At 71.4% G+C, this 18,096-nt stretch carries 15 protein-coding genes; 3 read left to right on the top strand and 12 right to left on the bottom strand.

Annotation, left to right across the window (positions count from 1 at the left end; all coding sequences use genetic code 11):
* Together IPJ17_08630 and IPJ17_08625 are read left to right on the top strand one after the other, a co-directional pair.
* The gene (locus IPJ17_08630; GenBank protein ID QQR75619.1) at positions 1-858 is read left to right on the top strand and encodes a DUF4384 domain-containing protein; all 858 of its coding nucleotides are present in this window, start codon (positions 1-3) and stop codon (positions 856-858) included.
* Positions 859-885: 27 nt separating this feature from the next.
* Positions 886-1,209: a hypothetical protein gene (locus tag IPJ17_08625; GenBank protein QQR75618.1), complete on the top strand. Its 324-nt coding sequence runs from the start codon at positions 886-888 to the stop codon at positions 1,207-1,209.
* A 34-nt stretch (positions 1,210-1,243) separates the two neighbouring features.
* On the opposite strand, the gene IPJ17_08620 is transcribed toward IPJ17_08625, so the two are convergent.
* The 3 genes from IPJ17_08620 to IPJ17_08610 form a co-directional block, all read right to left on the bottom strand.
* Complete coding sequence (locus IPJ17_08620; GenBank protein QQR76127.1) at positions 1,244-3,133, bottom strand: APC family permease; 1,890 nt, start codon at positions 3,131-3,133, stop codon at positions 1,244-1,246.
* 243 nt (positions 3,134-3,376) lie between these two features.
* Positions 3,377-4,063 (bottom strand): response regulator transcription factor, encoded by a 687-nt coding sequence (locus IPJ17_08615; protein QQR76126.1) that lies wholly within the window; start codon positions 4,061-4,063, stop codon positions 3,377-3,379.
* Positions 4,063-5,505, bottom strand: a complete 1,443-nt coding sequence (locus tag IPJ17_08610; protein QQR75617.1) for a DUF4118 domain-containing protein — start codon at positions 5,503-5,505, stop codon at positions 4,063-4,065. Before IPJ17_08610 ends, IPJ17_08615 begins: the two co-directional genes overlap by 1 nt.
* Positions 5,506-5,694: 189 nt before the next feature.
* Here IPJ17_08610 and IPJ17_08605 point away from each other — a divergent pair, with 189 nt between their 5' ends.
* A complete protein-coding gene (locus IPJ17_08605) occupies positions 5,695-6,489 on the top strand; it encodes a DUF4118 domain-containing protein (protein QQR75616.1) in 795 nt (264 codons plus the stop codon).
* 51 nt (positions 6,490-6,540) lie between these two features.
* On the opposite strand, the gene IPJ17_08600 is transcribed toward IPJ17_08605, so the two are convergent.
* The 9 genes from IPJ17_08600 to IPJ17_08560 all read right to left on the bottom strand — a co-directional run bounded on the left by IPJ17_08600 (position 6,541) and on the right by IPJ17_08560 (position 18,027).
* Positions 6,541-7,266 carry a response regulator transcription factor gene (locus IPJ17_08600; protein QQR75615.1) on the bottom strand — a complete coding sequence of 242 codons (726 nt, stop codon included), beginning with the start codon at positions 7,264-7,266 and terminating at the stop codon, positions 6,541-6,543.
* The gene (locus IPJ17_08595) at positions 7,263-9,956 is read right to left on the bottom strand and encodes a sensor histidine kinase KdpD (protein QQR75614.1); all 2,694 of its coding nucleotides are present in this window, start codon (positions 9,954-9,956) and stop codon (positions 7,263-7,265) included. Before IPJ17_08595 ends, IPJ17_08600 begins: the two co-directional genes overlap by 4 nt.
* A gap of 27 nt (positions 9,957-9,983) precedes the next feature.
* Positions 9,984-10,562 (bottom strand): potassium-transporting ATPase subunit KdpC, encoded by a 579-nt coding sequence (gene kdpC / locus IPJ17_08590; GenBank protein QQR75613.1) that lies wholly within the window; start codon positions 10,560-10,562, stop codon positions 9,984-9,986.
* Positions 10,563-10,574: 12 nt separating this feature from the next.
* Entirely contained in the window at positions 10,575-12,641 is a 2,067-nt protein-coding gene (gene kdpB / locus IPJ17_08585; protein QQR75612.1) for a potassium-transporting ATPase subunit KdpB, read from the bottom strand.
* 5 nt (positions 12,642-12,646) lie between these two features.
* A complete protein-coding gene (gene kdpA / locus IPJ17_08580; GenBank protein ID QQR75611.1) occupies positions 12,647-14,398 on the bottom strand; it encodes a potassium-transporting ATPase subunit KdpA in 1,752 nt (583 codons plus the stop codon).
* A 1-nt stretch (position 14,399) separates the two neighbouring features.
* The gene (gene kdpF, locus IPJ17_08575) at positions 14,400-14,489 is read right to left on the bottom strand and encodes a K(+)-transporting ATPase subunit F (protein ID QQR75610.1); all 90 of its coding nucleotides are present in this window, start codon (positions 14,487-14,489) and stop codon (positions 14,400-14,402) included.
* Positions 14,490-14,629: 140 nt separating this feature from the next.
* Positions 14,630-15,421, bottom strand: coding sequence for a hypothetical protein (locus tag IPJ17_08570; GenBank protein QQR75609.1), 792 nt, complete (start codon positions 15,419-15,421; stop codon positions 14,630-14,632).
* A gap of 120 nt (positions 15,422-15,541) precedes the next feature.
* Complete coding sequence (locus tag IPJ17_08565; protein QQR76125.1) at positions 15,542-16,741, bottom strand: Nramp family divalent metal transporter; 1,200 nt, start codon at positions 16,739-16,741, stop codon at positions 15,542-15,544.
* 62 nt (positions 16,742-16,803) lie between these two features.
* Positions 16,804-18,027 carry a CBS domain-containing protein gene (locus IPJ17_08560; protein ID QQR75608.1) on the bottom strand — a complete coding sequence of 408 codons (1,224 nt, stop codon included), beginning with the start codon at positions 18,025-18,027 and terminating at the stop codon, positions 16,804-16,806.
* Between the last annotated feature and the right edge of the window lie 69 nt (positions 18,028-18,096).

The following is an 18,096-nucleotide window of genomic DNA, read 5'->3' as shown; positions in this document are numbered from 1 at the left end:
ATGTCGATTCGCAGCAGCAGCCGCCTCGTCGCCGTTCTGCTCGCCGGCACCCTTGCCGCCGCCGCGGGTCTTCGCGCCGCCGAACCACCGTCGCCCACACCGAAAGGGGCCAAGGCGCTCTTCGGCGAGGGGATGTCGGAGAGGTTCCTGCCGCGGGAAGCCCAGGGGGGCTCGGCAGCGATGAACGCCACCAATCAGGTCACCGAGGCTCAGCTCACGTCGTTCTACAAGCCGCCGGAGTTCCCCGGCGTGGCCTACTCGCTCGAGGTGCTGCAACCGGGCGACACCAACGTGCGCACGGTCGAGGATCCCTACCGCTGGGAGTTCCGCAGCGGCGACCGGATCCGCCTGCGCATCGTGCCGAACTTCGCCGGCTACGCCTACGTCCTGCAGGCCAAAGACCAGGACAACCTCGTCTACCCGGCCTCGTTCGGCTCACAGGAGAACTTCGTCCGTGCCGGCCAGGAGTGCTATGTGCCGGTGACCGGATGGCTGCGCCTGGTCGATCCCGCCGAGCCGTTCACCATGAAGGTTCTCTTCCGCCCCGGCACGGTCGACTATCCGCTGAATCGCCCCGAGCCCAACCCCGCCGTGGCGCGGGTGGCGCTGCAGTCGGCGGTCAGCCGCGAGTGGACGCTGCAGCGTGGCTCGAAGGGGATGGTCTACGAGAGCGACCGCTCTTACGTCGACGTTCCGGCGACACCGGGCACCGCGCCATCCGCCGCACCGTCCGTCGCGGGTGGCGGAACGATCGATCGCGCCACCTACAACACCACCTACGCGGTTCGCACCTCGCGCGACGAGGGGGCGGGCGACGCCATCGCCCTCGAGATCCCCATCCGCCAGGTCGGACGCTAGGCCATGGCTGAATCGGGACACACGCTCGTGAACCCACCGAACCCGGTCTCGGCGTCCTCGCGTCGGCATCTCCACGCCGTCGGCCTCGTCGCCGTCGGCCTCCTCCTCGGCCTCCTGCTCGCCTCCGCGCTCGGCCGACCGAGCGCCGCGGCCGAGCCGGCGGCCACCCCGCTCCCGGCCAAGACCGTCTACATCGACGTCGCCGGCCTCGGCAAGCGCAACTCCGCCGAGAAGCGGATCAACGAGATCCACGCGGCGATGGCCGCGCAGGGCTATGTGTGCGTCGACCTCTCGGTGTACACCGAGAACGGCGACCTCGAGGGCTTCTTCGCCACTTACCGCAAGGAGTGATCTCGAGCGGAGCAACCGGCGCGGGTGGGCGTTCTCAGACGCTCGCCCGCACCGGCAGCACCACCATCGGCACGCCCAGCCACTGCAGGCGCCGCTGAATTGCCGCCGGCGTCTCGTTGTGCAGGATCCCGTGGTACCAGCGCTCGCGGCGGAAGACCAGCTTGCCCGAGATGATCGTCGCCTTGGCGAACTCGTCGGCGATCCGCCGGCAGAGCTCGGTCGCCGGTTCGACGATCTCGATCCCGGTCTCGGTCCGTCCCTCGGCGGCGAAACCCAGGCCGCGGGCCAGCGTCACGTAGCGGTCGAGGTCATCGCGCGTCTTGCGCTGCAGCGCCTCGATCTCCTCCTGCCCCTTGAACGACCCGGAGTCGACCACCGCGACGCTCACGAAGATGAACTGCCGATAGAGGCCGGGGAAGAAGCGCACGGTCGACAGCAGCGTGTGGACGCCGAGCCCGTTGAAGGAGCCGACGAGCAGCACCGCCGTCGGCAGCTTCGGGTCGAGCGGCGCTCGGTTCGGCTCGCCGCGGGTGGGGATCGCGCCGAGGATCTCGTCGAGCTGGCGCAGGCCGTGCTGCGAGCGCTCGTAGTGGCGATGCAGGCGGAAGCAGGCGAGCACCATCGCCGAGGTCAGCGCCACCGTCACCCACCCGCCGTGGCCGAACTTCTCGGCGAGGGTGACCAGGAGAACGCTCACGCAGAGCAGCAGGGAGAAACCGTGGATCGCCAGGTGCCGCCGCCTGCCGGGCTTCTCCCGCCGCGCCCACCAGAAGCGCGTCATGCCGGCCTGCGACAGGGTGAAGGTGAGGAACACGTTGATCGAGTACATGACGACCAGCACGTGGATGTTGCCGTGCGTGTAGGCCAGCACGGCGAGCGCCGCGCCGCCCATCAGCAGCACGCCGTTGTGCATGGCGAGCTGTTCGGAGAGCGCGGCGAAGCGGTGAGGGAAGTAGGAGTCGACCGCCATGTTGGCCATCACCCGCGGCCCGTCGATGAAGCCGGCCTGCGCCGCCACGAAGAGCAGCAGGCCCTCCGAGAGGAGCGTGATCAGCACCAGCCAGTAGCCGACGTTCCAGCCGCCGATCGTCCAGGCGCCGAAGACGGCCTCGGCGAGCACTGCGTTGAGCGTCTTGCCCGATTCGGCGCCGACGTCGAAGAGCAGGTAGGCGACGAGAATGCCGGCGGCGGTGAGCGCCAGCGAGACGGCCATCAGCGCCATCGTGCGGCGACCCGTCTTGACCCGCGGCTCGCGCATGATCTGCAGCCCGTTCGAGACCGCCTCGATGCCGGTGTAGGTGCCGCCGCCGAGCGAGTACGCCTTGAGGAAGAGCAGCAGCATGCCGCCGACGCCGAGCGTCGTCAGGCCCTCGGAGTAGCCGGTCGACATCTGGTGCGCCAGGCGCGGAACCTGCCCGAGGTGGGTGAAGAGCGCCCAGCCGATCAGCAGCGCGTGCGTCGCCAGGAAGACGAGGAAGACCGGCAGCAGCGCTTCGACGCTCTCCTTGACGCCGCGCAGATTGAGGACGATGAGCAGCGTGATCGCCGCGACCTCGACGGGCATCTTCCAGAACTGCCAGGCCTCCGGCAGGAAGCTGAAGACGGCGTTGCCGCCCGAGGCGATCGACACGGCGATCGTCAGGATGTAGTCGACCACCAGCGCACAGCCGGAGACCACGCCGAGCTTCGGGCTGAGCAGGTGCGAGGCGACGACGTAGCCCCCGCCGCCAGTGGGAAACTGCTCGATGATCCCGGCGTAGGACGCCGAGAGGACCATCACCGTCGCGGCGGTCGCCGCGGCAAGCGCCAGGGCGAGGTAGGTGTGGCTCCCCAGCGCCCGGAACGCCTCCTCCGGGCCGTACGCCGACGACGAGAGCCCGTCGGCGCCCAGCCCGACCCAGGCGAGGAAGGCGACGAGCGACATGCGGTGGAGCACGCGGTGATCGGTCGGGTCGCGCGGCGCTCCCAGCACTTTGCGCGCGGCACGTTCTCCCAGCGAATGCGGTGGCTCGGGCGAGGTCAAGAGGCGGCTCCGGGTCGGGTCGACGGTCGAGCCCGGGCCGTCGCGGCCCCGGGCTCGACCCCAGCCTAGAGGGCCGCTCGTCAAGAACTCATAAACGATCCCGAAAGAAACTCGGAAGACGGTGGGCGAGGGGCCCTCGTCGCGCTACTCCACCGGCTCGGCGATGAAGCGATAGCCGACCCAGGGCTCGGTGACGAGGTAGCGCGGGCAGGAGAGGTCCGGCTCGAGCTTGCGCCGCAGCGAACCGACGTGCACCCGCACGGTGTCGGCGGTCGCGTCACCGCTCTCCCAGACGCGCGCCGCGATCTGCCGCGACGAGACCGGCCGCCCGGCGTGGGTGACCAGCACTTCGAGGATGGCGAGCTCGGTCGGCGTCAGGTGAACGTCGCGCTCGCCCTGCGTGACGCGCCGCGTCTCGAGATCGACGACCAGGTCGGGGAAGCGGAAGCGTGTCGCCGGCGGCGCGGCCCGGCGCAGCTGGGTTCGCACGCGCGCCAGGAGCTCGGGCAGCGAGAACGGCTTGGTGACGTAGTCGTCGGCGCCGAGATCGAGGGCGCGGATCTTGTCGGACTCGCCGCCGCGCACCGAGAGGACGACGATCGGCGTCCGATGGCGCCGGCGGATCGCGCGCAGCAGCACGAAGCCGTCGGCGCGCGGCATCGCGAGGTCGGTGAGGACGAGATCGGGCTGCGTCGCCTCGAAGACCTGTTCACCCTCCTCGCCGTCCGCCGCCGCCACCGTGTCGTAACCCGCCGCGGCCAGCTCGTCGCAGAGGGCCCGGCGGATGGAGGCGTCATCGTCGACCACCAGCACCGTCACGCGTCGCGCCATCATCCCTCCCCGCCTGCCGCCGCCGGCAGGTCGACCCACGCGCAGGTCCCGCCCCCCGGCCGGCCGCTCAGGCGCAGCGTGCCGCCGTGCGCCTCGGCGAAGCTCCGGGCGATCTCGAGCCCGAGCCCGCGCGGGAGCACGTCGCCGGCGTCGATCTCCTCGCGCCGGTCGGCCAGCGCCGGCAGGCCGGGGCCGCGGTCGAGCACGCCGAGCCGCACCCGCTGCGGCGCCGTCGGATGGCGCGCCGCGGTGAGCTCGATCGGGCTTCCCGGCGGTGCGGCGCGATGGGCGTTCTCGAGCAGATTGACGACGATCTCCAGCGCCAGCGACGGATCGACCAGCAGGTCCGGACACTCGGCGTCGACCCCCACGCGGAGCTCGCGCGACGCCGCGGCGAACGGCAGGCTTTCGCGGGCGGCGCGGAAGAGATCGGGCGGCGGCGTCGGCTCGGGATGCGGAGCGACGCTTCCCGCCTCGAGCCGGGCGAGCGACAGCAGGTTGCCGATCCGCCGCTGCAACCGGGCGAGTTGCTCGCCGAGCGCGTCGAGCCGGGCGAGGCTCGCCCCCTGACCGCCGAGCTCGCGACGCAGCCCGTCGACCTGCAGGCTCATCGCGGTGAGCGGCGTCGACAGGTCGTGCGAGACCGCCCGCAGCAACGCCGTCTTGAGCGCCTCGCTCTCGCGCAACGCCTCCATGTGCGCGCGGTCGGCGAGCAGCGTCGCCCGCTCGCGCGCCAGGCCGAGCAGTCGCGCCGCCGACTCGAGCGCACCACGGGCCGCCGGCGTGCCGAGCGCCACCAGCACCCCGACGGCCTCGCGGTGCAGCAGCAGCGGGAGGTAGAAGTCGCGACCCGCGGCGGCGACGAACTCGAGCCCCTGCCGGTGGACGCGCACGCTCTCGAGCCGGTGCAGCGCCTCCTCCGCCGGCTCGGCGCCGATCCACGCCGGGGGACGCGAGAGCCCCGATTCCGAGAAGAAGGCGAGTCCCCCCTGGCGGGCTCCGGTCGCCGCGACGAAGTGTCCGGCCGCCGCGGCGAGGTCGTCGTCGTCGCTCTCGGTGGCGAAGAGCTCGACGCTCAGGTCGTAGAGCGCCTGGACCTCGGCGGTGCGGGCGCGTGCCTCCACCGCCTCGCGGCGCGCCGACACCACCAGGCGGCTCGCCAGCACCGCCGTGACCAGGAAGGCGGCGAGCGCCGCCCAGTCTCCCGCCTCGGCGACGTGGAACGTCCCGGTCGGCGGGATGAAGAAGAAGTTGAACCCGGCCGCGGCGAGCACCGCCATCGCGACGCCCACGGCGAGACCGCCCCAGGTCGCGACGAAGAGCACGACGACCAGGAGGAGCAACCCGGCGGTCGCGGGATTGGCCTCGGCGAGGCGGAGCCCGAGCAGACAAACGACGACCACGGCGATCGCCTTCGCGCTGGTGGCGATCGTCCGGCGCATCTCGACGCTTCGCGGAGAGGGTGGCGGCACTCGTTCCTCCACTCCCGGGCAGTGTAGCCCACACCTCGGCGGCCGCGGTCGTCCGCGTCTTTGCAAGTCCTTCCGCCGGCATTCCGGACTTCTTCCGCCGGGCGGCGTCAGCCTCGAGTCCGGGCGACGGGACGACCCCCGCGCCCGGGAGATGCCGCCATGACCCCGCAACCTCGACTTGCCCTCCGCCTGCTCACCGCGAGCGCGGCGATCGGCGTCGCCACGCTCGCCGCCGCGCTGCTTTCACGCCATCTCGCCCCGGTGAACCTGATGATGCTGTTCCTGCTCGCCGTCGTCGCCTGCGCGGCGACGCTCGGCCAGGGCCCCGCCGCCTGGTCGGCGCTGCTCGGCGTGGGGATCTTCGACTTCTTCTTCGTTCCGCCGCACCTGACCTTCGCCGTCGACGACGCCCAGTACCTGCTGACCTTCGTCGGCATGCTGGTCGTGGGGCTCACCGTCTCGACCCTCACCGAGCGCCTGCGTCGCGAGAACGCGGCGATCGGCGAGCGCGAACGGCGGGCCACGGCGCTCTGGCGACTCGGCCGGCGGCTCGCCGACGCCGAGATCGAGGAGGCCCTGGAGCTCGCCGCCGTCGACGAGACACGCGAGGCGTTCGGCGCAGACGCGGTCCTCGTCGCGCTCGACCGCAGCGGTCAGCTCGTCGTGCGCGCCGCCGCCCCGGCGGAGCGGACGCTCCCCGAGACCGAACGAGCTGCGGCGACCGCGACGCTCGACACCGGGGTGCGGAGCGACCGGGCCGACGAAGGTCCGCGCGGCCACCGCGGCATCTACCTGCCGCTGCCCGGGCCGCAGGGCGATGTCCTGGGCGCCCTCGGACTGCTCCCCGCGGCCGGCTTCAAGACACTCTCCGAGGACGACCGGCGTCTGCTCGAGACGTTCGCCAGCCAGATCGCGCTGGCACTCGGTCGACGCCATCGGGAGAGCCCCCGATAGGCCACGCCCCGGCGGCGCGGGCGCGCCGCCGGCGTCGAGCGACCCGCTCCATCAGCTCCGGCTCGACGGCTCCGGCGCTTCGCCGACGAAGCGGTAGCCGATCCCGGCCTCGGTCTGCACGTAGCGGCGACCGGCCGCCTCACCGCCCAGCTTGGTGCGGATCCTCGCCACGACGATGCGCAGGTAGTGCGTGTCTTCGAGGTGCGCCGGCCCCCAGATCTCGCGCAACATCTGCTGCTGGGTGACCACGCAACCCAGGCTGCGCACCAGCAGCGCCAGCACCGCGTACTCCTTGCGCGTCAGGCGGACGGGCTCGCCGGCGACCGAGACCAGCCGCCGCGACAGGTCGACGCGCAGGTGGCCGTCGTCGAACACCGGCGGCGCCTCCTGGGCGGTCGAGCGCTCGCGCAACAGGCCGCGCACGCGCGCCATGAGCTCCTGGATGCCGAACGGCTTGGTGACGTAGTCGCTCGCCCCGCCGTCGAGCGCCTGCACCTTCTCCGCCTCCGACGAGCGCACCGAGAGGACGATCACCGGCACCTTCGTCCACTCGCGCAGCTCACGGAGCACCTCGTGGCCATCCATGTCCGGCAGGCCGAGATCGAGGACGACGAGATCCGCACCGGCCAGCGCCAGCGACTCGAGCCCCTCGCGGCCGGTCCCCGCCTCGGTCACGGCGTACCCCTGGGAGCGCAGGCTGATCGACAGGAAGCGACGGATCTGCGGCTCGTCGTCGACGACCAGCAGGCGCGCCGGCAGGGCGCTGTGCTCGTTCATCCGTCCTCCTCCGCGGCGCGCGAGTGCGGCGGCTCGGTCAGCGGCAACGTCACGCGGATCGTCGTGCCGACACCGCCGGGGCCCGGCAGGGCCTCGACGCGTCCGCCGTGTGCTCCCACCATGCCGCGCACGATCGTCAGACCGAGGCCGCTGCCGCGCTGGCCGCGGTCGCCGCGCGCCGCGCTCCAGAAGAGGTCGAAGATCCGGTGGCGCTCGGCCTCGGGAATCCCCGGCCCACGGTCCGCGATCTCGACCACCAGACTGCCCGATGCGCTCGCCACGCGCATCGTCACCGGCTCGCCCGGCGGTGAGAACTTGCCGGCGTTCTCGAGGATGTTGAACATCGCCTGCTCGATGAGCGCCGGGTGGACGAAGAGCAGCGGCACGTCCGGTGCGATCTCGACCACGACGTCGACCGCCGGGAAGAGCCGCCGCAGCCGCGCCACCGCCGAGCCGACGACGTCCTCCACGCTCACCCAGTCGCGCTCGAGCTTGAGCCCGCCCGAGCCCAGCCGGGTCATGTCGAGCAGGTTCTGGATGTAGCGGTCGAGCCGCTCGCCTTCGCCGCGGATCGAGGCGAGCAGCTCCTGGCGATCGGGCTCCGACATCGCGTCGCCGTAGGCCGAGAGACTCGTCGCCGCGCCGATGACCGAGGAGAGCGGGGAACGCAGATCGTGCGACACCGAGGCGAGCAGCGCCGTTCGCAGGCGCTCCGTCTCGCCCTCGAGATGGGCCTTCTCGAGGTCGGCAGCGAGGTGCGCCCGGTCGGCCGCCAGGGCGACGAGCTGGGTCATCGCCTCGGCGAGCAGCCGCTGCTCTTCGGAGAGCGTGAGCTGGTCGGCCGCGAAACGCAGGCCGACCGCGCCGACGGGACCGCGCTCGAGCAGCAGCGGCAAAAACCACCAGGCCGAGGCCGAGAGCGTGCCGGTGTAGCGGCCGGCCGGCTGGCCGTGGCGAACGCTCCAGTCGGCCACCGCTTCGTCCCGGACCTCGAGCTCGGCGGCGAGCGGCTGTCGTCCGGCGAGACGCAACGTGTTCGCCTCGGTGAGGCGGAGCACGACCGCCTCGCAGCCGAGCGCCGAGGCCAGCTGCTCGGCACCGCAGCGCAGCACCTCGCCTTCGTCGACCGCCGCCGCGAGTCGCTCGGCCAGCCCCTGGATCGCCCCGGCGTGTGCGTTGGCCGCCCGCAAGGCCAGCATCTGGGAGCGCAGACGCGCCGCCAGGTCGCTGCAGACGAGCGCCGCCGCGAGGAAGGCGAACACCGCCACGACGTCGGTCTGGTGGCCGATGCTGAAGCTCCACCGCGGCTCGGTGAAGAAGAAGTTGTAGGCGAGAAAGCAGAAGACGGCACCGAGGAGCGCGACGCTGCGGCGGGCACGCACGGCGATCGCCACCACGGCGGTCAGGAACACCGACGCCAGCCCCGGTGCCGGCAGGAGGCGATCGAGCGCGCTCGACACGGCGATCGCCGCGCCGGTGGCCACGCCTGCGAAGGCGACCTCGCGAGCGCGCGCGGACCACGGCTCCTCGATCCGCTGTCGGCGTCGCGACTCGGCGCGCGAGAACGGCGTGTCGACCAGGGTGAGGTCGAAGCGCCCGCCGCGGGCGAGCAGCTGCTGGGTGACGGTGCGGCCCAGCGCCCGGGCGAGCGGGCGCTCGCGCGTCTTGCCGATCAGGATCGACGAGACGGCGTGGTGGCTCGCGTAGTTGAGGATCTCGTCGGCAACGCTCGTCCCGCGCAGGATCACCGTCTCGCCGCCCAGCCGCTTGGCGAGCTGGAAGGCGGCGCCGAGGCTCTCGCGGTCGGTGCGCCGGCTTCCGGTGTCGACGTAGGCGATCGTCCACGGGGCGTGGCGCTGCTCGGCGAAGCGGCGGGCGACGCGCACCAGGTAGTCGGCGTGGGCGTGACCGTCGAGCGCCGCGAGGACGCGCCGGCGGATCGGTGCGCCCGCCATGCCGCCTTGCGCCGTCTGGTGCTCGCGCACCTCGGCGTCGACGCGATCGGCGGCGGTCTGCATCGCCAGCTCGCGCAACGCAGCGAGGTTCGAGGGCGAGAAGAAGCGGTCGAGCGCCGCTCGCGCCTGCTCCGGGACGTAGACCTTCCCCTGGTGGAGGCGCTCGATCAGCTCGCGCGGCGGAAGGTCGATGAGCACGATGTCGCGCAGCCGGTCGAAGAAGGTGTCGGGGACCGTCTCGCGCACGCGCACGCCGGTGAACTGGGCGACGACGTCGTTGAGGCTCTCGAGGTGCTGCACGTTGACCGTCGTGTAGACGTCGATGCCGGCGTCGAGAAGCTCTTCGATGTCCTGGTAGCGGCGCAGGTGGCGGGCCCCCGGCGCGTTGCGGTGGGCCAGCTCGTCGATCAGGGCGACGCGCGGGCGCCGCCGGAGCAGCGCGTCGAGATCGAGCTCGTCGAGTGAGCGGCCCTTGTACTCCAGCTTCTGTCGCGGCAGGACCTCGAGGCCTTCGAGCAGCGCCTCGGTCTCGGCGCGCCGATGGGTCTCGACGATCCCCACCACCACGTCGACGCCCTGCGCCCGCAGGTCGCGCGCGGCGTTGAGCATGGCGTAGGTCTTGCCGACGCCGGGCGCCGCGCCCAGGAAGACCTTCAGCCGCCCGCGGCGCGCCGCCTCCTCCGCAGCGACGACCTGGGCGAGCAGCGCGTCGGGGTCGGGGCGTCGAGGGTCCATCGTCAGCCTCGAGAGATCGTTTCGATCCTACCGCACCGCTCCCGCCGCCCCGGCGTCGAGCGCGAGATTGAGTCGCAGCACGTTGACTCGCGGCTCGCCGAGGAAGCCGAGCTGGCGCCCCTCGACCTGCTGCTCGACCAACCGTCGCACCGCCTCGACCGTGAGGCCGCGCGCCCGCGCCACCCGTGGGACCTGGTAGAGCGCCGCCGCCGGCGAGAGGTGCGGATCCAACCCGCTCGCCGAGCTCGTCGCCAGGTCCACCGGAATCGGACCCTCTCCGTGGGCCGCCCGCAGCGCCGACACCGTGGCGGCGACGCGCTCGACGAGCGCCGGATTCGTCGGCCCGAGGTTCGCGCCGGCGGAGGCTCCGGCGTCGTACGGCGGCACCGTCGCCGACGGCCGTCCCCAGAAGTACTCCGGCGCGGCGAACGGCTGGCCGACGAGCTCCGATCCGACCACCCTTCCGTCGCGGGTCACGAGGCTCCCGTTGGCCTGCCGAGGGAAGAAGACCTGGGCGAACGCGGTGACGCCGAGCGGATAGAGCAGTCCGGTCAGGACGGTGAGGACGAGCAACAGCAGGATCGCGGGTTTCGTCTGACTCAGCATGGCTCGACTCCTTCACACCCAGCCAAACGCGGCGAGCACCACGTCGATGAGCTTGATCCCGGCGAACGGGGCCACGAGGCCGCCGAGCCCGTAGATCAGCAGGTTGCGGCGCAGCAGCTGCGCCGCGCCCACCGGCCGGTACCGCACGCCGCGCAGGGCGAGCGGAATCAGCGCGACGATGATCAGCGCGTTGAAGATCAGCGCCGACAGGATGGCGCTCTGCGGCGTCGCGAGGTGCATGACGTTCAGCGCGTCGAGGGCGGGATAGGTCACGGCGAAGGCGGCCGGGATGATCGCGAAGTACTTGGCCACGTCGTTGGCGATCGAGAAGGTGGTGAGAGCGCCGCGCGTCATCAGCAGCTGCTTGCCGATCTCCACCGTCTCCAGGAGCTTCGTCGGGTTGGAGTCGAGGTCGACCATGTTGCTCGCCTCCTTCGCCGCCTGCGTGCCGGAGTTCATCGCCACCGCCACGTCGGCCTGGGCGAGCGCCGGCGCGTCGTTCGTGCCGTCGCCGGTCATCGCCACCAGCCGGCCGCCGACCTGGTACTCGCGGATGAGCTTGAGCTTGGCCTCCGGAGTCGCCTCGGCGAGGAAGTCGTCGACTCCCGCCTCGGCGGCGATCGCCGCCGCGGTGAGGCGGTTGTCGCCGGTGATCATCACCGTCTTGATCCCCATGCGGCGCAGCGCCGCGAAGCGTTCGCGGATGCCGCCCTTGACGATGTCCTTGAGGTGGACGACGCCGAGCGCCCGCGCCCCCTCGGCGACCAGCAGCGGCGTGCTGCCGGTGCGCGCGATCGCGTCGACGCGCGCCTGGAGCTCGGCGGGGAGGTCGACGCCCTGCTGGCGCAGCAGCGCCGCGATGGCGTCGGGAGCCCCCTTGCGAATCCGCCGGCCGTCGACGTCGACGCCGCTCATCCGCGTCTGCGCGGTGAACGGCACGAAGGTGGCGTCGATCTCGTGGAGCTCGCGCTGGCGCAGGCCGTAGCGCTCCTTGGCCAGCACGACGATGCTCCGACCCTCGGGAGTCTCGTCGGCGAGCGAGGCGAGCTGCGCGGCGTCGGCGAGCTCCGCCTCGCTCACTCCGGCGGCAGGCACCAGCTCCGACGCCTGCCGATTGCCGAGGGTGATCGTCCCCGTCTTGTCGAGCAGCAGCACGTCGACGTCGCCTGCCGCCTCCACCGCCCGGCCCGACATGGCGATGACGTTGGCGCGCAGCATGCGGTCCATGCCGGCGATGCCGATCGCCGAGAGCAGACCGCCGATGGTCGTCGGGATGAGGCAGACGAGGAGCGCGACGAGCGCGGTGACGCTGACCACCGCACCGCTCCCGGCCGCCCGGACGCTGTAGACGGAGAACGGCAGCAGGGTGACGGTGACGAAGAGGAAGATGAGCGTGAAGGCGGCGAGCAGGATCTGCAGGGCGATCTCGTTGGGCGTCTTCTGCCGGCGCGCGCCCTCGACCAGACCGATGATGCGGTCGAGGAACGTCTCGCCGGGATCGCTGGTCACCCGGACGATCATCCAGTCCGACAGCACGCGCGTGCCGCCGGTCACCGAGCTGCGATCCCCGCCCGCTTCGCGGATCACCGGGGCGCTCTCGCCGGTCACCGCGCTCTCGTCGACCGAGGCGATCCCCTCGAGGATCTCGCCGTCGGACGGGATGACCTCGCCGGCCTCGACCAGCACCAGGTCGCCGCGGCGCAGGCTCGCCGACCCGACCCTCTCGGCGGCGGACGACCGGCTGGCGCTCGAGAGACGCCGCGCGATCGTCTCCTGGCGGGACTTGCGCAGGGCCGCGGCCTGCGCCTTGCCTCGCCCCTCCGCCATCGCCTCGGCGAAGTTGGCGAAGAGGACGGTCGCCCAGAGCAGCAGCGAGACAGCGAGGATGAACCCGGCCGGCGCCTCCCCGTGTCCGGCGAGCGCCTGGATCCACAGGCCGGTGGTCAACACGCTCACCACCTCGACGACGAACATCACCGGGTTCTTCAGCTGCACGCGCGGGTCGAGCTTGCGAAAGCTGGCGACGAGCGCCGGGGCGACCAGCGCGGGGTCGAACAGAGAGGGTCGCTTGCGAGTCATGGCCTCTACCTCGTGGCGGAGAAGAGCTGCAGATGCTCGACGACGGGGCCGAGCGCCAGGGCCGGGAGGAACGCCAGCGCGCCGACGAGGAGGATCGTGCCGACCAGGAGCACGACGAAGAGCGGCGTGTGAGTCGGCAGCGTGCCGGGTCCCGGAGGGGTGAAGCGCTTCGCGGCGAGCGAGCCGGCGATCGCCAGGGCCGGCACCGCCACCCAGTAGCGCGCGAAGAGCATCGCCAGGCCGAGCAGGAGGTTGTAGAAGGGCGTGTTGGCCGAGAGCCCGGCAAAGGCGCTGCCGTTGTTGTTCCCCGCCGACGAGAAGGCGTAGAGGATCTCCGAGAAGCCGTGGGCGCCGGGATTGGCGAGTCCGGCGAGACCGGCCGGCGTGACCGCGGCGATGGCGGCGCCGAGCTTGACGACGAAGGGTGGCACCAGGATCCCGAGCGACGCCATCTTCATCTCGTGGGCGCCGATCTTCTTGCCCAGGTACTCGGGCGTGCGACCGACCATCAGGCCGGCGATGAACACCGCGACGAGAACGAAGAGCAGCATGCCGTAGAGGCCCGAGCCGACGCCGCCGTAGATCACCTCGCCGAGTTGCATCAGCCCCATCGTCACCAGCCCGCCGAGCGGCGTGTAGGCGTCGTGCATCGCGTTGACCGAGCCGTTGGAGGCAGCGGTCGTCGCGGTCGACCACAGCGCGGAGTTGACGATGCCGAAGCGCACCTCCTTGCCCTCCATGTTGCCGCCCGACTGCGTCGCCGACGGCTGCTGGTCGAGGCCGAGCCGGGCGAGCCGGGGATTGCCCGCCTGTTCGGCCCAGACACAGACGCCGAGCAGGACGACGAACACCAGCCCCATCGCCGCCAGGATCGCCCATCCCTGACGCTCGTCGCCGACCATGCGGCCGAAGGTGTAGCAGAGGGAGCCGGCGACGAGCAGGATGGCCAGCAGCTCGAAGAAGTTGGAGAGCGGCGTCGGATTCTCGAACGGGTGCGCCGAGTTGACGTTGAAGAAGCCGCCGCCGTTCGTCCCCAGTTGCTTGATGGCGACCTGCGAGGCGGCGGGACCGACGGCGAGCGTCCGCTCGGTGACGGCGTGCCCCGCGGCGTCCGCAGCCGGCTCCACCAGGGTCGTCTTCGCGTAGGGCGCGAGCGTCTGCACCACGCCCTGCGAGACGAGCGCGAGCGACAGCACGAACGACAGCGGCAGCAGGATGTAGAGCGTCGACCGCGTCAGGTCGGTCCAGAAATTGCCGATTCCCGACGCGTTGCGGCGCACGAAGCCGCGAATGAGCGCCGCGAGAACCGCCATCCCGGTGGCCGCGGAGACGAAGTTCTGCACCGTGAGGCCGAGCATCTGGGTGAGATAGGAGAGCGTCGTCTCGCCGCCGTAGCTCTGCCAGTTCGTGTTGGTGGCGAAGCTCACCGCGGTGTTGAACGCCAGGTGGGCGGTGGTCGACGACAGGTGCTCGGGGTTCCAGGGCAACACCCCTTGCAGCCGTTGCAGGAGATAGACCCCGAGGAAGCCGACGAAGTTGAAGGCCAGCATGGCGCCGGCGTAGGTCTTCCAGCCCATGTCCTCGTCGGGGCGGATCCCGCAGAACCGGTAGATCGTCCGCTCGAGGCCGCCGAGCACCCGGTCCAGCCCGCAGGGCTGGCCTGCGAACACCCGCGCCATGTACGCCCCGAGCGGCCTGGCCAGCGCCGTGAGCACGACGACGTAGACGGCGAGTTGGAGGTAGCCGTTGGCGGACATGTCAGAACTTCTCCGGCTTGAACAGCGCGACGAAGAGGTAGGCCGCCAACAGCAGGGTGAGAACCGCTCCGATCCAGTAGAGCGCGCTCATGACCTGCCGTCCCCCTTGTCGCCCGTCTCGAGGCGCCCGGCGAACGCCACCAGCGCCCAGGTGAGCGCGAAGAACGCGACCGCTACCGACAGATAGATGACGTCTTGCACGATCAGGCCTCCTGCGGGTCGACCCGCCCGCTACTTGCCACCGAACCAGGGATGGTTGATGTCGAGCTGAAGGGTCCACTTCCACTTGCCGTTGATCGCCTCCTCGTTGAACCAGACCGGTCCGGCAAGCAGGCTGATGTCCTTGGTGAAGAAGTAGTAGAGGCCGGCCGAGCCGCCTCCCAGCGCGTTGTTCCCCGAGGCGTAGTCGGCGGCGAAGACGAAGCGGTTGAACTCGCCGTCGGGCCCCGGGACGGAGTGGAAGCCGCGGTCGAAGGCGATCATCCAGCCGCTGTTCTCCGCTTCGCCCTGCGCGTCGACGAGCACCCTGGGGTTGCCTCGGTAGGGCCCGGCCGAGAGCCTGCCGATTCCGCGGATCGTCTTGCCGACGACCAGGTAGGTCGTGTTCTGGTCGGTCACGCCGCGCTTCGTGCCGACGTTGACGATGCCGAGTTGCAGGGCCGGGGCGCCGTCGAACAGGGCGCCCTCGGGCAAGCCCAGCTTGGCGTTGAAGAGCAGCGGGTGGTCGCTCGCTTCGAGCAGATCGACCCCGAGCTCGAGCCGGAGCTTCTCGCAGGGGAGCACGCCGAGGGTCAGGCCGACGTCGGTGGGGAACGAGCCACCGCCGTCGACCGTCCGGCGTCCGACGGTGAAGGTGTTGTCGACGCCCCAGTGGGCGACGCCGTAGGGCTGGATGTCGAGCGTCATCGGCGTCCAGACGGTCGACGAGGACGTCGCGCCCGCGGCCGCCGGGATCAGCGCCGCCAGCGCCCACGCGCCGAAGCGCTTCTTCTTCGCGAGATCGCCGCCGAGATTCGCTTCCATGCCGGGGTTCCTCCCGGCAACGATTCTCCGCAGCGCCCTCGTAACGGCTCTAGGCGGAGGAGCGTCCCCCCGCGTAAAGAATCCGCAAAGCCCGCTCTTCGGAAGTGTCCCGTCCCGGCGCTAGGGCGCGGGCGCGAGGAAGCTGGTGGCCACCATCATCCCGGTGAGCACGACGAGGGCCGCGGTCGTTCCCCACACCACGACGTTGTAGATCGGGCCGTTGACGAAGCGCCCCATCAGCGACTCGCGATTGACCAGGATGGCCATGAAGACGAGGACGAACGGCAGCAGCACGCCGTTCATGATCTGCGACACCAGGATGATGCGCAGCAGCGGCACGCCGGGGATGAGGATCGCCCCGGCGCTCGCCCCGATGATCAGCGTGTAGAGCCAGTAGAATTCCGGTGCCTCGCTGAACTTCTTGCTCACTCCGGCCTCGAGACCGAGCCCCTCGCAGACGCTGTAGGCGGTGGCGAGCGGCAGGATCGACGCGGCGAAGAGCGAGGCGTTGGCGAGGCCGAGGGCGAAGAGGATCGAGGCGTACTTGCCCGCCAGCGGCGCGAGCGCCTGCGCCGCCTCCGCCCCCGAGGCCAGCGTCGTCACCCCCGCCTCGTGCAGCGTCGCGGCGCAGGCGATGACGATGAAGGCCGCCACCAGCACCGCGAACAGCGAGCCGAGGACGACGTCGAGCCACGACTTGCGGTAGTCGCTGATGCGGACTTCCTTCTCCACCACCGACGACTGCAGGTAGAACTGCATCCACGGCGCGATCGTCGTCCCGACGATGCCCACCAGCATCGAAATGCCCGGCAGGTCGAGCGGCACCGTCGGCACCAGAGCGCCGTGAAGCGCCGCTCCCCAGTCGGGCTTGGCGAGCAGACCGGAGATCGGGTAGGCGAGATAGAGCGCGCAAGCGACGAGAAAGGCCTTCTCCACCGACTTGTAATTGCCGAAGACCACCAGCCACCAGACGAACGCCGCGCCGAGCGGCACCGAGAGGTAGCGGCTGACGCCGAAGAGCTCGAGGCTCGAGGCGAGGCCGGCGAACTCCGCCACGGCGTTGCCGAAATTGGTCACCAGCACGGCGAGCATGACGACCGCGGTCACCCGCAGGCCGAAGTGCTCGCGGATCAGGTCGGCGAGTCCCTTGCCGGTGACCGTGCCCATGCGCGAGCACATCTCCTGCACGACGATCAGCGCCACGGTGACGGGCAGCAGGATCCAGAGCAGCGAGTAGCCGTAGCGCGCTCCGGCGAGCGAATAGGTGTAGATGCCGCCGGCGTCGTTGTCGACGTTGCTGGTGATGACCCCGGGGCCCATCACGGCGAAGAGCGCCGCGACGCGGGCCCAGAGGAGCGCGGTGCGGCTCGGCGGGCGCACGCTCAGCGCTCTCCGACCAGCAGCGACAGCACGTCCTCGATGCTGATCAGGCCGACCAGCGCGTCGAGCTCGTCGACGACGCAGAGCGCTCGCAGGTGGTACTTCTCGAAGCGCTCGACGACCTCGTCGAGCGGCGTGCCCGGCGTCACCGCGCGCGCCTCGCGCCGCATCACCGCCGTCACCGGGGTCTCCTCCGCCGCCCGCGCCAGGCGGACCAGCGGAGCGATGCCGACCAGCCGGTCGCCGCCCTCGACGATCGGGATCTCGTCGAGCTCGGAGACCAGGTCGGCGTCGAGCGCGCGCAGGCGGGCGAAGGTCTCGCCGACCGTCCAGCTCGAGCTCGCCGCGAAGAAGTCGCTGGTCATCAGACCCCCGGCGGTGTCTTCGGCGTACTCGAGCAGCTCGCGCACCTCCTCGGCCTCCTCCTCCTCCATCGCCTCGAGCAGCTCGCGCGAACGCTTCTGCGGCAGGTCGCCCAGCAGGTCCGCCGCCTCGTCGGGCTGCATCTCCTCGAGCACGTCGGCGGCCGCCTCGGTTCCCATCGTCTCGACCACGGCCGCCTGCACCGACGGCTCCGCCTCGGAGAGCGCGTCGGCGGCGACCTCCGGGTCCATCTGCGTGACGATGGCGCGTCGCTCGACCCGGCCGAGGTCCTCGATGATGTCGGCGAGGTCCGCGGGATGCAGCCGGGCGAGCTGCTGGTGGACCTTCAGGCGGATGGCCGCCGAGCGCGGCTCGACGAGGCCGACGTAGTCCCAGGGGATGCCGCGCTCGGAGAGACCGGCGGCGATCCGTCGCACCGCCTGGGGAGAGACGAGCCCGGCCAGTAGCCGGCGGACCGCCCCGGCGAGCCCCACCTCGACCTGGCGCACCGCGAGGTCGCCCTCGCCCGCCGAGACCAGCAGCAGGTCGTTGACCCGCACCACCTTGCGGCCGTGGATGTCGATGATCTGGCGGTCGAGGACGTCGCGCTTGAGCAGCACCGAGTCGTTCTCGCCCGAGAGTGGCGCCAGCACGGCCCCCTCGGCGAGGGTGACGCGCCGGTGCTCAGTCGAGAAGAGCTCGACCGCCGCCCAGGACCCCGTCGAGAGCTCTTTGCCGCAGCGGACGAGTATCCGCTCGACGCGGTTGCGCTCGGCGTCCACCTGCAGGTCGTCGAGCCGGCCCAGCCGGCGCCCGTCGGCGTCGACCACCGGCATTCCCAGGACTTCGGAAAGATGGATCAAGGCAGCCCCTCCGAACGCGCGGGGGCCCCGCGGAGTCGGCCGGCGGATGTCCCGGTCGACGCGGAGACC

The organism is Holophagales bacterium (assembly GCA_016699405.1).
Lineage (GTDB): Bacteria > Acidobacteriota > Thermoanaerobaculia > Multivoradales > JAGPDF01 > JAAYLR01.
The sequence above is the reverse complement of the archived record's forward strand: the minus strand, read 5'-3'. Positions and strand labels throughout refer to the sequence as shown.

Excerpts from the sequence above, each read along its gene's own strand:
- IPJ17_08605 (QQR75616.1), top strand. The coding sequence starts at position 5,695 with ATGACCCCGCAACCTCGACTTGCCCTCCGCCTGCTCACCGCGAGCGCG.
- IPJ17_08620 (QQR76127.1), bottom strand. The coding sequence starts at position 3,133 with ATGTCGCTCGTCGCCTTCCTCGCCTGGGTCGGGCTGGGCGCCGACGGG.
- IPJ17_08565 (QQR76125.1), bottom strand. The coding sequence starts at position 16,741 with ATGGGCCCCGGGGTCATCACCAGCAACGTCGACAACGACGCCGGCGGC.
- kdpF (QQR75610.1), bottom strand. The coding sequence starts at position 14,489 with ATGAGCGCGCTCTACTGGATCGGAGCGGTTCTCACCCTGCTGTTGGCG.
- IPJ17_08615 (QQR76126.1), bottom strand. The coding sequence starts at position 4,063 with ATGGCGCGACGCGTGACGGTGCTGGTGGTCGACGATGACGCCTCCATC.
- IPJ17_08630 (QQR75619.1), top strand. The coding sequence starts at position 1 with ATGTCGATTCGCAGCAGCAGCCGCCTCGTCGCCGTTCTGCTCGCCGGC.
- IPJ17_08600 (QQR75615.1), bottom strand. The coding sequence starts at position 7,266 with ATGAACGAGCACAGCGCCCTGCCGGCGCGCCTGCTGGTCGTCGACGAC.
- IPJ17_08610 (QQR75617.1), bottom strand. The coding sequence starts at position 5,505 with ATGCGCCGGACGATCGCCACCAGCGCGAAGGCGATCGCCGTGGTCGTC.
- IPJ17_08570 (QQR75609.1), bottom strand. The coding sequence starts at position 15,421 with ATGGAAGCGAATCTCGGCGGCGATCTCGCGAAGAAGAAGCGCTTCGGC.
- kdpA (QQR75611.1), bottom strand. The coding sequence starts at position 14,398 with ATGTCCGCCAACGGCTACCTCCAACTCGCCGTCTACGTCGTCGTGCTC.
- kdpC (QQR75613.1), bottom strand. The coding sequence starts at position 10,562 with ATGCTGAGTCAGACGAAACCCGCGATCCTGCTGTTGCTCGTCCTCACC.
- kdpB (QQR75612.1), bottom strand. The coding sequence starts at position 12,641 with ATGACTCGCAAGCGACCCTCTCTGTTCGACCCCGCGCTGGTCGCCCCG.
- IPJ17_08595 (QQR75614.1), bottom strand. The coding sequence starts at position 9,956 with ATGGACCCTCGACGCCCCGACCCCGACGCGCTGCTCGCCCAGGTCGTC.